Annotated in this window: 12 protein-coding genes; 4 read left to right on the top strand and 8 right to left on the bottom strand. The window is 54.2% G+C overall.

The window, feature by feature from the left end; genetic code table 11:
* Window position 1: 1 nt before the first annotated feature.
* Window positions 2–874: an amidohydrolase family protein gene (locus tag LIW51_RS34555; protein ID WP_227380523.1), complete on the bottom strand. Its 873-nt coding sequence runs from the start codon at window positions 872–874 to the stop codon at window positions 2–4.
* 412 nt (window positions 875–1,286) lie between these two features.
* On the bottom strand, window positions 1,287–1,736 hold the full coding sequence (locus LIW51_RS34560; protein ID WP_227380548.1) for a hypothetical protein: 450 nt from the start codon (window positions 1,734–1,736) through the stop codon (window positions 1,287–1,289).
* Between the two features lie 843 nt (window positions 1,737–2,579).
* Here LIW51_RS34560 and LIW51_RS34570 point away from each other — a divergent pair.
* From LIW51_RS34570 to LIW51_RS34580, 3 genes are all read left to right on the top strand, one after another.
* Window positions 2,580–2,789 carry a hypothetical protein gene (locus LIW51_RS34570; RefSeq protein WP_227380524.1) on the top strand — a complete coding sequence of 70 codons (210 nt, stop codon included), beginning with the start codon at window positions 2,580–2,582 and terminating at the stop codon, window positions 2,787–2,789.
* Between the two features lie 996 nt (window positions 2,790–3,785).
* Window positions 3,786–4,427 carry a hypothetical protein gene (locus LIW51_RS34575; RefSeq protein ID WP_227380525.1) on the top strand — a complete coding sequence of 214 codons (642 nt, stop codon included), beginning with the start codon at window positions 3,786–3,788 and terminating at the stop codon, window positions 4,425–4,427.
* A gap of 20 nt (window positions 4,428–4,447) precedes the next feature.
* Window positions 4,448–5,056, top strand: a complete 609-nt coding sequence (locus LIW51_RS34580; protein ID WP_227380541.1) for a DUF2238 domain-containing protein — start codon at window positions 4,448–4,450, stop codon at window positions 5,054–5,056.
* 389 nt (window positions 5,057–5,445) lie between these two features.
* On the opposite strand, the gene LIW51_RS34585 is transcribed toward LIW51_RS34580, so the two are convergent.
* The 6 genes from LIW51_RS34585 to LIW51_RS34610 form a co-directional block, all read right to left on the bottom strand.
* Entirely contained in the window at window positions 5,446–5,607 is a 162-nt protein-coding gene (locus tag LIW51_RS34585; protein ID WP_227380526.1) for a hypothetical protein, read from the bottom strand.
* A 221-nt stretch (window positions 5,608–5,828) separates the two neighbouring features.
* Entirely contained in the window at window positions 5,829–7,766 is a 1,938-nt protein-coding gene (locus LIW51_RS34590; RefSeq protein ID WP_227380527.1) for an aconitate hydratase, read from the bottom strand.
* A gap of 736 nt (window positions 7,767–8,502) precedes the next feature.
* Window positions 8,503–8,889, bottom strand: a complete 387-nt coding sequence (locus LIW51_RS34595) for a hypothetical protein (RefSeq protein ID WP_227380080.1) — start codon at window positions 8,887–8,889, stop codon at window positions 8,503–8,505.
* Between the two features lie 266 nt (window positions 8,890–9,155).
* On the bottom strand, window positions 9,156–10,589 hold the full coding sequence (locus LIW51_RS34600) for a sodium:solute symporter family protein (RefSeq protein ID WP_227380081.1): 1,434 nt from the start codon (window positions 10,587–10,589) through the stop codon (window positions 9,156–9,158).
* Between the two features lie 200 nt (window positions 10,590–10,789).
* The gene (gene speB / locus LIW51_RS34605; RefSeq protein ID WP_227380082.1) at window positions 10,790–11,806 is read right to left on the bottom strand and encodes an agmatinase; all 1,017 of its coding nucleotides are present in this window, start codon (window positions 11,804–11,806) and stop codon (window positions 10,790–10,792) included.
* A gap of 542 nt (window positions 11,807–12,348) precedes the next feature.
* Entirely contained in the window at window positions 12,349–12,753 is a 405-nt protein-coding gene (locus LIW51_RS34610) for a hypothetical protein (RefSeq protein ID WP_227380083.1), read from the bottom strand.
* 569 nt (window positions 12,754–13,322) lie between these two features.
* On the opposite strand from LIW51_RS34610, the gene LIW51_RS34615 reads away from it, so the two are divergent.
* A complete protein-coding gene (locus LIW51_RS34615; protein WP_227380084.1) occupies window positions 13,323–14,231 on the top strand; it encodes a phytanoyl-CoA dioxygenase family protein in 909 nt (302 codons plus the stop codon).
* The last annotated feature ends 424 nt before the right edge of the window (window positions 14,232–14,655 follow it).

Consider the following 14,655-nt stretch of genomic DNA (forward strand, 5'->3'; position numbering starts at 1 on the left):
CTTACGACTCGTGGACCTCCTCGAAGGTTCGGTGGGCGAGATACGAGACGTCCCGCGCGGAGAGGAACGGGACCTCTTCGGTCCATGAGAGGCACTCCTCGTAGGTCGCCCAGTTGTCCATCCACGGGTAGTCGGATCCCAGCATGAGTCGCTCCGGCCCGAACCAGTCGAGGAGGTGCCTAACGTAGTCCCAGAGGTCCTTGTACGGCCACGACGTTTCGCTGGATCGCGGAAGCGAACTCACCTTGACGGCGACGTTCTCGTGGTCCGCGAGCCCCTGGAAGTCGGTCCACGACGACGCATCCGGCTCGGTCTTCTCGTCGGGGAACGCCATGTGATCGACGACGATCGACACGTCGGGGTATCGACCGGCGAGCGTCTCGATCATCGAGAGCTGCTCCGCCTTCGGGAAGACAAACACCGACGTGTCCAGCGCGGCCGCTTCCGTCCACACCGGTTCGAGGGCGTCGTCGAGGATCCAATCGGCGGTTCGGTCAAGGTCGCTCGAATGCTCTTCGTACTCGAGACAGGCGTGCATCCTGACGCCGAGCATCCGTTCGTGGCCGATGACCCGGCGGAGATCGGCACGGACGGTCTCAGGATCGTCCCGGAAGAGGTCCATGAGTCCGACCCCCCACAGGCGGTCGGGATATGCTTCGATGGCACGCATCGTGTACTCGTTTGCGCGAACGCCGCGGCCGTAAAGCGGAGTCGTGACGATGACGCTCTCGTCCACGCCGGCCTCGTCCATGTCCACCATGAGGTCGTGACCCGTGTACGCGCCCTCCCACCCCGGTGGAAGGAGTTCGACTGGCCACGGGAGTTCGGACGTGTCCGGACCCCACGCGTGAGTGTGCGTATCGACGAACCGCATCGACTCACACCTCGCTCCCGATACCAAAGTCCGGTGAGATCGTCGTCGGCTCGACGAGCGATACAGTGCCGAAAAGCGAAGGATCTTCGCTGGCATTCGTATCGATGTGCCGTGTCATGATACAAACAGTTACTCCAGGGCGTGATGAACCCTCCGGTGGACGGTCCTTTCAACGCCGTCGGAAAAGGTAGCTCTCGATCTGGATCGCGCCGTGGTGGTAGGAACGACACCACACTCTCTGAAATTCCCATAGGAATGCGAACACAAACCACTCATGTTTATTTAGGTAGTGATTTTTGATATCGTATGGTTCCGGAGATTACTCGCATCGAGTCAGTCGGGTTTGCGTATCCGATCGAGGACGTCGGAACGGACCAGCACGGGTTCAACCTCGTCTACGAGCCCGGGTCGGTCACGGTTCTGAGAGATGCCTCAAAATATCACCTGGTGCCGGACCAACCACCGGCACGCCGAGGATACCATACAAAACCGGGGACGGATTCCAAGGGATGTCCGCGTCCTGCATTCGTTGTGCGTCGAAAAAGAGAGCGAACGGGAATAGTGGCCCAAGGTAGAGGAAAAAGAACAGCGACGGAATGCCGATAAACCCGACAACTTCGATCATATGTTCGAGGGCAGAGGAAAGCCAGTAGGGGGAGAAGGTGTACCGGTGCCAGAAAGGAACGGAGAACTTTAACAGGACCAACAGTGGTGTTAGAGCAATGATTGTCCACCAGTAGGATCCAATCTTCTGGCCAGCAAGTCGAGCGAAGAGAATCGTACCGCCTAGACCGGCTCCCTGTAGTAAGAATCCAGTTGTATTGTTTACAAACACACCGATGTAGAATATGGCTGCAGACATGAGGATTCCTGCAATCCAGACGGGGTAGAGTTAGTCAGGCGCTCGCTGGCAGAAACAGCCTCCGTGCTTCATCGAAGGCGACACAGTAGTTGAAGACACTGCCGCTTATTTTCTGGAGTCGTGTTTCTCGGCCAGTTAGCCGAGAATCGCGACTGCTGGGTCTGTTCCATATCGTTCCTAGAGACGCACGCCAAGCTGAAGTTTCGTCTCAACGTCAATCGCGGACTAATCGAGCGATGGACAAAATATGCTTCATAGAGGCGACGACCCACCCATTTTCACTGCCGCATATACTGCCCACAGGAAGTCAACCACCCAAAATCACCGATTTTGAGAAATCAACCTTACCGCCGTCGCACGTTCTACTTCGGTTATACAATCAATCACGCATCTTGAAACAGGGATAAATATAAGAATATAGACTATTTGTCTCCGATTGTTCGGAGCAGCCGAATTCAATCGTCGAAATCGACGACAGTTGGCACGCTAAATATCTGCCACGAAAATGTGATTTTAGGCGGCAATGGGAATTTTCCCGTTTCCGTATTTCCGTCAAGTCGGTAGTGGATAAAAACGTTCCTAGAAGCGTTAGACCCGGAAACATTTCCAAGAAACGCCGGAACCACTCCACAGAAAACTTATATCGAATCGAAAATAGGCGAGCATATGGGTTTAGAAAAGCTGGTGCAACGAGGCTCACTATATGCATTCGGTGGCGGAGCAGTAACGACAGGGGCTCTTATACTCGTAGCCAGTCTATTTGACGTCGTACTCGGTGTTGTACTGCTTGTGCTAGTTGCTATTGCGATTCTGGCTCTCGCTTTGTTACTCGGAGCTCCCGGCATGGGACCGAGCCCTGCGGGCGGTGGACTAGAGTCTAACACCGGTGGCGAAGACGGCATACAGATGGCGAGTCCGTCGGAGGCCGGTGGTGCTTCGATAAGCCCCGCCGATTTGGCAGCGGTCGTGCCAGCAACGAAATTAGAGTACGTGATGTACTTCTTTGGATTTGGAACCATCGCTGTAGTTGCGCTCGCAATTCTTCTCGGCTAAAACTCCAAGAGATTACCATTTCACGCCAGAGCACCCCTTGTCAACAAGTAAGCGTCTGTCGACAGACAGATGCGAATCTCACCACCACCAATTCATGGCGAACGCTGAATAAAGAAACCATAATTGCATCTACTGTTATCAAGGGTTGTGACGATGGACTCACAGCAGGTGAGGAGTCGTCATTGAGGATGGAAGCATGTGATGACTGCATAATTCTCACTATGAACATCACACAGATCGATTCGGGGGTACCGGGGTGGTTCCACTTCCGCTTACGGATTTATGTAGCAGAAACTGGATTCATGCTGGATAGAGAGCGCGTATCGGTCACAGAAGGAGACGGAGTTTGTTCGATATCGAAAAGGAACTTAACAACGTTAGCCATTTATCGGAATATGACTACTGAGAACCGCTCGGGATTGTTGTTCAGCCTTCGACGGGCGATTTTCACGTTTGGCCTCGCATTTTTCGTCGTTCTCTCTGATGTGCTAGTTATCCATATGTCCGGAGTCACGACTTTGCAAGGTCTTATTGAGCAGGTTGTTATCCACGGTCTGGGCCTCTACCTTGCTTACACTCTTCGCGGGATATTTGGAAGTGGAATTCGGTTTTGAGCGTGAAGTTCACACCACGAACTGCGCACGGATCGAGAGAGGGGTACCGAGGTAGGTGCATTTCTACTTCTGAAGTAGAATCGTCTCCATTGATGAGCTGAAATCCTTGTTGCGATATCGTGTCCTTGCAGTCTATAGCCGTTACAAACACGATCTATCGCTAACTCACCGAGCTTTCCAAGAACTCAGTTGGGACGTACCGAACCTAGCTGGTCTCTCCAGGGACGACAGATGTGAACTCCAGCGCCAGGGCCAATTAGTGCGCTGCGACGCCCAAGTCCACTCCAGCGTGCAGCAGAAGCATCAGATCATCAATATAAAGCAGCTATTCGAGATGAGGGGGGCCGGCGAATTTAAACGTCGCTGTCATACGGTACACAACATGAACGGCGATGGGCAGAAATCAGGTAATACGACTAGCTCGGACGAACTAGAGGACATCCTCGAACGGTTGTTCCGAAGCGGCCGGACGAACGCGGTGCTCTCGTGGCTGCTGATCGGTGTGCTGGTGGTAGTATTCGTCGAGAGTGTGCTTGATCTCGACTATCCGTGGATAACGTTCGTCGCCATGTCGGGCACGGTCGTATTACTCCCACCGGTAGTATACCGCGACTGGCATGTGATGCTCCCCTGGGAGTTACTCGTGCTCGCACTATTGCCAATTCTTGTCCGCGGGCTGTTCGGGGACGCCCTGGGCACGTTCGCCTCCTACCTCGCGGTCGCGGGGTTGGCGCTGATCATCAGCGTGGAGCTTCATATGTTCACCTCGATGAAGGTCAGTTCCTGGTTTGCCGTCGTGTTCGTCGTGTTGACGACGATGGCGTCGGCCGCGGCATGGGCGATCGTCCGGTGGAATCTCGACCGGCAGCTCGGTACTGGATTCCTCTCGACGAACGAGGCGCTGATGAGCGAATTCGTCCGGGTTACGCTAGCTGGCCTCGCGGCCGGCATCTTGTTCGACGTGTACTTCAGGCGGCGCGACCGCCGGCTCTGGCGGACGATCAGACGGACGGTGGGACGATGACCTTGCTACCCCGCCCTTCGATCCGAAACCAACGCCGCCTGACTCGGGGGATGCAGCTCATCTTGCTCGGGCTCGTCAGCTACGGGCTGGTCGCTGGCCAGCCGAAGGCGATCATCAACGGCAGCATCGCGCTCCTAATTACGGCCTTGCCCGCGATACTGAAACGCAACTACGCACTTCCGCTGGATCCGTGGCTCGGGCTGTGGATCACGACCGCCGTGTTCCTGCACATACTCGGGGCGAGGGGCCTGTACGTCCATATCGTGTGGTGGGACCACCTCACTCACGCGATGTCTGCGTCCCTGATCGCCGGGGGCGGCTACACCGCCGCCCGGGCGATCGACCTCCACAGCGACGAGATCCACATCCCCCGCCGGTTCGCGTTCGCCTACATCTTCATCGTGGTACTGGCGTTCGGGATCATCTGGGAACTGCTCGAGTTCGGTCTGGACTTCACGGCCGAGACGACGGGGCTCACGATGCCCTTGGCACAACACGGTCTCAATGACACGATCCGCGATCTGATGTTCAACTCGGTAGGGGCACTCGTAGTGACGATCTTCGGTCAAGCTCATCTCACCGATACCGCCGAAACCATCAGAGAGCGGTTCGCTCGTGACAGAACATAGCGTTACACGCAATCGAGCGGAAGCCCACGAGTTCACTCGTGGGGCTAAGCGGACACAGCGGCCACAATCAATAGATGTAGGCCGACTAGAATCGTGTCGGGTAGTAGACTCAAGCGAGAAAATTGGGGTGAATTAGGTCGATCTCATGAACGAATTCGTAAAAGAGTGCGAATGCATCTCCCGCCGCCCGCCGGTTAGTGGCGACGTATCGCGGGACGACTGGGTGCTGCGTGACACAGGTGCTCGAGTTCCTCATTGGTCAGCCAGACGTTGTATTCGTCTCGCTTGGCCGTGGCCTCTAATCGCATCACACTTGTTTAAGACTGATGTCGGCTACATGATTCGAATGACCTCGACCGAGCGCAACTACCGGTTTTTCAACTTCGCGTTCACGTGCGTTTTGTAATGAGAGAGTGGTTTCCGACGAGCGGAGATGCTTCGAGTGCAGCGTCCAGTCCGTCGAACGATGGGCCTGTGACACGGATGAGGAACAGCAACGGGCCGGATTGGAGCTGTTCATCATCTTCGATTTGGACCGTAAGATCGGGCATAGCACCTGCCACGTCACTCAGCGGCAGTTGTGACGAGTGAAGCCGGAATTCGGCAGTAAGACTCATACACTACTCGATAAGCGGAAAAGAGGTAAGACTCTATCGTGACGTATCATCTGGAACTGGCTGCCAATCCAAGCGATTATATTTAACCTAGTCGCCTACAGGATCCTGAGGCCGAGTGAATGAGATAGGGACATCGTTCCCCCGACTGTTCTCGGTTAACTCGGCTTGTAATCCTCGATCAACCCACCTTGAAGCACAATTTCGACCTGGCGCGGACTCAGGCTGTGCTCGGCCGTAAACGTCGAATCCTGCGTGGCGTTGCGCACCGTGACCTTGGAGTCTTCTTGCATTTCCTCGCGAATATCGGGCAGTTCGAGGGTATCGCCCTGGTCAATGCTGTCGTAGTCGCTTCGATCAGTGAACTCGAGCGGCACGATGCCGAAGTTCACAAGATTTTGCCAGTGGATGCGCGCGTAGCTGACGGCCAGTGCGGCCCGCATCCCCAGATAGTAGGGGGCCAAAGCCGCATGCTCGCGCGAACTCCCCTGCCCGTAGTTCGACCCACCGACGACCAGCCACGGCGCCCCTTCGTCCTGTGCTCGCTTGTAGAAGCCCTGCTCAACCTGGTCGAACACCCACTCGCTGATCCTCGGGATGTTCGACCGATAGGGGAGGACGTCCGAGCCGGCGGGCATGATCTCATCTGTCGAGATGTCGTCACCGACTTTCATCAACACGGGCCCGGTGATGGCGTCCGGAACACGTTCGAACTCCGGCAGTGATTTCACGTTAGGTCCCTTCTCCAGTTCGCCACCCGGGTTCACCGGCGGCGGACTCAGCGCCGATTCGTCCACGATAATCTCCTCGGGCTCAGTCCACTCCGGATACTCGATGCCGTGCGTTTCTTCGAGGGTGCGCGGGTCGGTGATCTCACCAGTGAGCGCACTCGCAGCCGCAGTCTCGGGACTGCACAGGAACACGCTATCCTCGCGGGTGCCGGTACGCCCTGGGAAGTTTCGTGGAACCGTTCGGAGGCTGTTGCGGCCGGACGCGGGTGCCTGGCCCATCCCGATACAGCCATTACACCCTGCTTGGTGGACGCGAGCGCCGCTCGCGTATAACTCACCGAGATGTCCCATCTCCGTCAAATTCTCCAGCATCTGCCGAGAGGTAGGGTTCACGTCGAAACTGACCGCCGACGGAACGCGCTCCCCGTCCATGATCATCGCCGGCACTGCGAAATCCCGAAGCCCTGGGTTCGCGCTGGACCCGATGTACGACTGATAGAGGTCCTCACCCGCCACGTCTGCCACCGGAACGACGTTGCCGGGGCTGGACGGCTTGGCGATCAACGGGTCGATCTCGTCGAGGTGAATCGTCTCTGTCACGTGGTACTTGGCATCGTCGTCGGCGCGCAACTCCCGGAACGCGTCCTCGCGCTTCTGTTGGGCGAGGAACCGTCTCACGGCGTCGTCGGCCGGGAACACCGTGCTGGTCGCACCGAGCTCGGTCCCCATGTTAGCGATCACGTGGCGGTCCATCGCGGTCAGTGTGTCCAGCCCGGGGCCGTGATACTCGATAACGCGGCCGACGCCACCGTCGACGTCGTGGCGGCGCAACATCTCCAAAATCACGTCCTTGGCGCTACACCAGTCGGGCAGTTCGCCGCGCAACTCCACGCCCCAGACCTCCGGTGCGTTCACATGGTAGGGTTCGCCGGCCATCGCCATGGCGATGTCAAGGCCGCCGGAGCCGATTGCGAGCATCCCCATCGCACCCGCAGCTGGCGTGTGCGAGTCTGACCCCAGCAGCGTCTTGCCTGGCACGCCGAACCGCTCCTGGTGGACGGGGTGTGAAACCCCGTTTCCGGCAGGCGAGTACCAGACACCCCACTTCTCGCAGGCACTGTTCAAGAACAGATGGTCGTCGGGGTTCTTGTTGTCCTCCTGAATCAGGTTGTGGTCGACATACTGTGCGGAGAGCTCGCTTTCGAGGTGCTCGACGTTCATCGCCTCGAGTTCGAGCATCACCATCGTCCCGGTGGCGTCTTGCGTGAGCGTCTGATCGATCTCTATTGCGATCTCCTCGCCCGGCTCCATCTGGCCGTCGACGAGATGGTCCTCGATGAGCTTCTCGGTTACTGTTCCAGGCATGGGTAGAGAGACGGCCAGTGTCCCCTTTGTTCTTGTGACACACTTCCACACCACAATGTGAATGCCAACAGCCACCCGCGAGGGAGAAAACGATAGCAGTATCGAATGAGGACGCTGAGATGATTTAAGCTCGCTTCACAAACTCACCTATCAGATGTCTCATGTCGTCTACTATCATCCCCAAGCCGAGAACTTCTCGCTGAATTATAGCCTGGTCTCTCGAGCAGATCTACCCCCCGGCAAACAGATTCAGACGGCACAACGAGACTCATGGGTTATCCGTCTGAAACCCCCGTCTACGTCCTGTATAAGAGAGACACGGAAATCGGAGACGCGAACGAGATTGATTTCGAAAGGGAGTGATTTCACTCAAAACCAGGGTGAACGATCAGAGAAATATCTGATCTACCAGCTCTATCTGTACCACGAACTCCACATAGATCGATACAAGGGTTCCGGGGTCAGTTCACTGTCGTATGTGGATTTAGGTGGTAGAGAATCGACTTCACGCGGATTAGAGCGCCTATTCACCAGAATGACTTTCTGATTCGACTTCGATAATACCCTCTCACGAGAACTGCAAGGAAAAAGATCATCCCGATGAATATGAGTACCGTATCGAGATCGGAGCCATCTCGTACCAAATAGAATCGAAGGGATGCCAGAAGGAGGATGAGGCCAGCAAATCCGACGCTCTTCAGCCAACTTTTCGTCTTTGCTAAAAGATACAGAATAGTCAACGTGCTCCTAGTCGCGTTGCCAATTGATTGATAACGGTACCGGAGAGGTAGGCGAGTGTCCCGCCGATGACCGCAAATAGAAACCCCCACTTGACACCATATTCAAGTCCCCCAAGTAACTCGGCACGAGCAGAGGTATAGCCGAAATCCATCATCCTTGGATGACTATATCGGGAGGCAATCACCCATTCGCCACTGAGGTAGCCAATAAATGGTGGGAAAACAAACCACCAGAATCCGATTAGCCACAGCGAACCGATGGTCGGGCCGATTCCGGTACCCAACCATCCCGCAACGACAGCAACTCTAAGTGCAACCGCAATCCAGCCGGCCGAGAGGTCAACATCCATTCCAAGCAGAAACCCGCCAGACGCGAGTACCAATAAAAGATCACCGGAACGATGATGGCACGTCGAGTGTGGGCATCACCGACAACGTGCTGCCAGAACCGACCATTTTCGTGGTGTTTCATTATGATTATATTAGACAGTGATATTAATAATTGTTTCGTGAAGGCAGTGAGACACATGTCCATGGAGTATTAAATCCCTGCACAGGTTTCCCTACGACCTGTGCATAGATCGATTGGGAGGTACCGTGGTAGGTCTACTTCCACTTATTCGTGAATGAACACTACTAGACAAAAAATTTATTCGACTGTGGGAGATATCTCGGTATCATTCAGCCACTGTTGGAGTTTCTCCCTGGCCGGCGGACCGGTAACGTAGCTCACCACGACGAAAGTGAGAAAGCTAGCTGCGAGCCCGTAGAGAATCGGGAGGTCGGAGCCAAACCCATATAGACTCAGACTGGCGATGACGACAGTACCACTAACCAGGATTGAAGAAAGTGCGCCCTGCCAAGTCGCCCGCTTCCAGAAGAACGCGCCGAACACGGGCACGAATATACAGCCCGTGAGCAGGTCGTATGCAAGCACGAGCGCATCGACAACGTTTCCGATACGGACGGCCGCATAGATCATGACCAGGCCGAGTGCGACGATCAGCCCGCGGGAAACGGTCGTGTATGTCGCGTCAGAGGCATCGGGGGCGATAAAGCGCTTGTACACGTCGTTGGTTAGCAGAGTACTCGAAGCGAGGAGCGCGGAATCGGCCGTCGACATCATCGCCGAGACGAAACCGGCCAATATCAGGCCGGAGAGTCCGACGGGGATCACCCGAAGGATCATCCGAGGGAGCGCTAACTCCGGATCCTGGAGGTTGGGGAGCAACACGAGGGCCATCATGCCGAGGAATGCCGTCGTGACGCCGTAAACGATGGAGTAAACGCCTGCGATAATCGTCCCGGTTCGCGCCACGTCGGCGTCCTTCGCCGTGAACACGCGTTGCCAAATGTCTTGGCCGATCATAATACCGAGCACGTACAGCAGGAAGTAGCCAGCGATGGTTCGCCATCCAATGGCCGTGACGCTGAAAAAAGAGGGATCGAGATCGGCGGCCAGCGTCGAAAAGCCGCCAATGGAATTGAGCCCGAACGGCACCGCGAGGAAGAAAATGCCGACGGTCATGATGCACCACTGGACGAAGTCGGTGATCGTCACGGTAAGCATTCCACCGAGCGCCGTGTACGCAATCACGATGATACCGGCAATGATGATCATCTGACTTTGATTGGTTCCGAAGAGTACGCTCAGAATTTTCCCGATCGCGATCGTCTGAGTAATCGCGATCGTAAGCGCGTACACGCCAGCGATCACGGCACCGATCGTGCCCGAGTACTTGTCAAAGCGCCGTTCGAGCACCCCGCCGAGCGAGAACGCACGGAGGTTGGCTAGCTTCGTCGATATCAAGATGCCGAGGACGATCGTTCCGATGCCGAGCGAGACGACTAACCAGGCTCCTGAGATTCCGTGCTGATAACCGAGTCCTCCGCCACCAATCGTCGAAGCACCGCCGAGGATCACGGCGGACATGACTGGGATATACATCCAGATCGGGATGTTTCGTCCCGCGACCAGGTAGTCGTCCAAGGTGTCGGACTTTTTATATCCCCAATAGCCGATACCGACCATCCCAGCCATATACACGATGAGAATACCAATATCGATGCTAGATGCGACCATGGCACGTGATTGCCACCCTCTTGTCTTAAGAATTCGCACCTATACTCGACAAATACTTTCTACTAACACAATATATTCGTCCCGCGAGTTTTCAACATCGAGGTATCACAATGTCGATCCGCGAGTGGACGATCCCGTACTTCTCGTCGAAATTAAGGAGTCTGCACATGGGAGTGATTTATTGCAGTCATCGTATTCGCTCACTCGACGAACTGTCGTTCGATAAGCGTGAGTAGGAGGTATGCCGCAAGCCGTTGCGTACCCTCGGTCGGATCGTACGTCGGAGCCACTTCCATCAGATCGACGGCTTCGACCGCCTCGTGACCCCCGAGAATATCCATGATGGCGTGAGCCTCACGTGCGTCGAGTCCGCCTGGTTCAGGCGTTCCCGTTCCCGGTGCGACACTCGGATCGACCGAATCGATATCGAAGGTAACGTAGACTGCGTCTGTCTCCGCTGCCGCGGCTTCGATCGCATCCGTCGCAACTGCCTTGATGCCGCGTTCGCGAACGTCCCTCATCGTGTACAAATTAAGCCCAGTATCATCGGCGAACTCGAAGAAGTCTGGGCTCTCGTAACCGCGGATGCCGACCTGGCTTATATTCTCGTAGTCGCTGTACTCGGACTCTGCGATCAACCTCGTACTTGAGCCGTGAAAGTGCTTGCCGTAGATGGCGCTCTCTTCGGTAGTATCGGTGTGGGCATCTATCTGCACGAGTCCCACCGAATCGGCATCGCGACTGGCCGCGAAGCCACGAAATGCTGGAAAAGTACAGTAGTGGTCACCACCAATCATAAGTGGGAACACGTTCTCTGCTGCGGTCGCGATATGGGCGGTGATACTCTCGGCTGTGAGTTCGTAGTCCATCGGAAAGACCGGGATATCACCACAGTCAACGATGGATAACTGAGAATAATCGACCTGCGCTCCCGTATCCATATTTGTTAGTCCGCCTTTGTACCCTGAGAGGTATGCCCACCAACCACTAGCTTCGCGGACGGCCTGTGGGCCGTAGCGAGCGCCAGGCCGGTTGCTAACTGCACTGTCGTACGGCACACCTAGAACAGCAACATCAACATCGTCTTCGTCAGAGATATTCTCGACGTTCCCCGGCTCAGCTTTAAGGAACGTGTCGAATCCCGCGTACGGTAGTTCGACATCCGCCTCTGGATGGCTCTCTTTGAATGCGGCGGCATTCATTCGATTACGGCTCATTTCTCGATCACCGTCCGGGTGCTATTGCGTCCGTTCTCCGGCACCGTTCGTCTGTTTAAGCTGCTCAGTTGATTACTGGGTGAAAGTGCGTATTCGGTCGATTCGTGATTCGATAGTAGCTCTAACTGTTGACGTGACATTGACATTCCCTCGTACCGGCACGTAGGTTCCATCTGTGGGATGCGATAGCAAATAGGTAAACTTTTACCCATACTCCATCCGTCGTTTGCGTTCCAGGAACAGGATTGTAGCAGTGTCGTCTGCGATCTCACGAAATAATAAGCATTACCGACAAGACGATGAAGAAAAATGCTATTTCCTGTCCAATAAGAAATCGCCGTGAATTCACTGGTGTGATTTCACCTATTGTATCATAGTTACAAACGGTACCGATGCTGAGAAAGGCCTCATGAAAAACCGGAGACAGATGAGTAGCGTTTGCCCATAGACCGATAAGAGGGGGTACTGGGGGTGGTTCACTTCCACTTATGAGGTTAGGCGGCAGAAAATCGGGTTCATGCTGATGAGAGAGCGTGAAGTTATCATTCGCGTTCAAAGCCGTACCAAACCGCGGCATAGCTGAGAATCAGCGGCACCAATTCAATGCGATAGGGGCAAGCAACAGCACATTGGTATGGTTCACTGGATAATTCAAGAGTAGGCCCGGTAACTGACCAGCGGAGAAAGACTTTGAGGTTGCTCCACGGGTCGTATCCTGGCGGCGTCGAACAGCCCATCGTAAGGCACCTTCCAGTACTCAATAAATCGAATGCCGCGATCACAAATAAGGAGCTGGCTGCGACGATAGCAAACGGATGTGCAACATCGATTGCCAGCACTGCATACCCGCCGGCAAAGACGATGGCAAGCACAACTATCCCAGCGAGGTAGATTCCGGGGGTTGGAATAACCTCAACGAAGGCGATTCCGAGGATCGAAGCAGTCACCCCAGCCCATACCACAATGACATGCTAGGAGGGAAACTGATGCCTCGATCCCCTTGGCAGGTAACCCATATTTTACGATGAAACACTATTCAGTGATAAATCCGCACTACGAACTGCGCATAGATCGAGTCGGGGGTCCCGTGGGAAGTCCACTTCCGCTTATGATTTCATAGAGAAATCGATTCCGGATGTGAGTATAATAACTTGAGAAGATTGAGAGCACTCGTCGCTTTCCTTGTAATATAGTTGTATCCCTCAGCTTCTCATCTAGCGACATAATGAGAAGAATTCCCAATAATCATGATTATAAAAATCTTATATTATAATATAAATATTTATATATATATATATATATAATTAGAAGAATGATAAATACACGAGTAGTAAAAATAAATAGAGGGGAACAGTGGCACGGAATCATGGTGAAAACATTCTTCCGAGGTGTTCCAATGTCAGTTTTCTACCAGTCTAACGCTACGACATCGCTGAATCGAATAAAACCTTAGAAACTCAACAGTCATATTAGTCGCATAATTTTTAAGTTGATATGGTAAGTCTCCGAAATCAAGATGCTGATAACCGACGAGATGCGCAAACAGTTCGAACGACAAGGATATACCATTATCAAGAAGGTTGTCCCCGAAAAGTACTGTGATCGAGTAGTAAATGCGACGTGGGAATTTCTTGGTCATGATCCAGATGACCCAGACACATGGTACGAACCGCCCGACGGAATGGATGAATACTTCTCAGGAAGTGTTGGCGGAATGGTTGAGATGTACCATCATCAGTCAATGTGGGATACACGCCAGCATCCGCTTGTCTACCAAGCATTCGCCGAACTACTTGATGAAGAAGAACTCTGGGTCAGCATCGATCGAGTGAACATGACTCCTCCGGGACGTGAGGAGTTCTCGGAATTAGATAACGAATTTATCCACTGGGACTTCGACCTTTCCGATGTTCCTGATCCGCGACCAGTTCCCAACGGCGTGCAGGGTGTGCTATACTTGGAGGATACAAACGCCAATCAAGGAGGGTTTCAGTGCGTCCCATCCATTTACGAAAAAATCGATGAGTATCGGAAGAATATACCGGATGACGCGGATCCGTATAGCCCTCAGGAAGTTGTCCCCGACCTCGATGACCATGAAATCGTCAAGCCCGAGGGAGAGAAAGGTGACCTTCTTATCTGGGATCGACTACTTGCACACGGGAACGGGCGAAATCTAGCGGACAAACCTCGTCTTGCCCAGTATATCTTGATGGAGCCGGCAAAGTGGGGGAATGTCGCGGAGCGCGAGCGTAGGGTTGAGTCGTTCCAAAACCAAACAGTCCCAATGATCAACGGTGAATCTCAGTTCCCTGGAGATCCGCGAGAGTACGAGGCAGAGGCGTTCGAGCAACCGACCCTGACACCACTCGGGCGGAAGCTTCTCGGTGTTGATCCGTGGAATGGCTGGCTCGCCAACAAATAAGACGGTAGTGTTTGCTTCACTATTTGATTGAGTCAGTTGACGGTGGCAGTCATGTCAATAAACAAATTGGCTCTCTTTGTTGGCGGAGCTAGCGGGTGGCTGTCCATTTTTGCTGATGTTAGTGTTTTCCGTGGCAAGGAACCATTCGAAATCGATTGGAGCGAAAGCGGGCGGGTAGCATGGGTTATTTACCAATATGCAGTTTATACTCGCCCTCGGAGTGGCCGCTGCTGCCGTTTTGTTCATATTCGAATAGTGTTCTTTAGCTGCGCTCACCTAATCAACACCTAATGGTCGCCGTGTGAGGAACGAACCACACGTTTTGAGCCGTCACTGATTTTGAAGCAGCGATCGCACATAGATTAGATTGGCACCCCCGGTGGATATCCACTTCCACTTAGAGCATTAGGCGGCAGGAGATTAG

Origin of the sequence: Haladaptatus halobius (assembly GCF_020618475.1) — an archaeon.
In the GTDB taxonomy this organism is placed as follows: domain Archaea; phylum Halobacteriota; class Halobacteria; order Halobacteriales; family Haladaptataceae; genus Haladaptatus; species Haladaptatus halobius.

Excerpts from the sequence above, each read along its gene's own strand:
- LIW51_RS34615 (WP_227380084.1), top strand. The coding sequence starts at position 13,323 with ATGCTGATAACCGACGAGATGCGCAAACAGTTCGAACGACAAGGATAT.
- LIW51_RS34575 (WP_227380525.1), top strand. The coding sequence starts at position 3,786 with ATGAACGGCGATGGGCAGAAATCAGGTAATACGACTAGCTCGGACGAA.
- LIW51_RS34590 (WP_227380527.1), bottom strand. The coding sequence starts at position 7,766 with ATGCCTGGAACAGTAACCGAGAAGCTCATCGAGGACCATCTCGTCGAC.
- LIW51_RS34555 (WP_227380523.1), bottom strand. The coding sequence starts at position 874 with ATGCGGTTCGTCGATACGCACACTCACGCGTGGGGTCCGGACACGTCC.
- LIW51_RS34570 (WP_227380524.1), top strand. The coding sequence starts at position 2,580 with ATGGGACCGAGCCCTGCGGGCGGTGGACTAGAGTCTAACACCGGTGGC.
- speB (WP_227380082.1), bottom strand. The coding sequence starts at position 11,806 with ATGAGCCGTAATCGAATGAATGCCGCCGCATTCAAAGAGAGCCATCCA.
- LIW51_RS34600 (WP_227380081.1), bottom strand. The coding sequence starts at position 10,589 with ATGGTCGCATCTAGCATCGATATTGGTATTCTCATCGTGTATATGGCT.
- LIW51_RS34585 (WP_227380526.1), bottom strand. The coding sequence starts at position 5,607 with ATGCCCGATCTTACGGTCCAAATCGAAGATGATGAACAGCTCCAATCC.
- LIW51_RS34560 (WP_227380548.1), bottom strand. The coding sequence starts at position 1,736 with ATGTCTGCAGCCATATTCTACATCGGTGTGTTTGTAAACAATACAACT.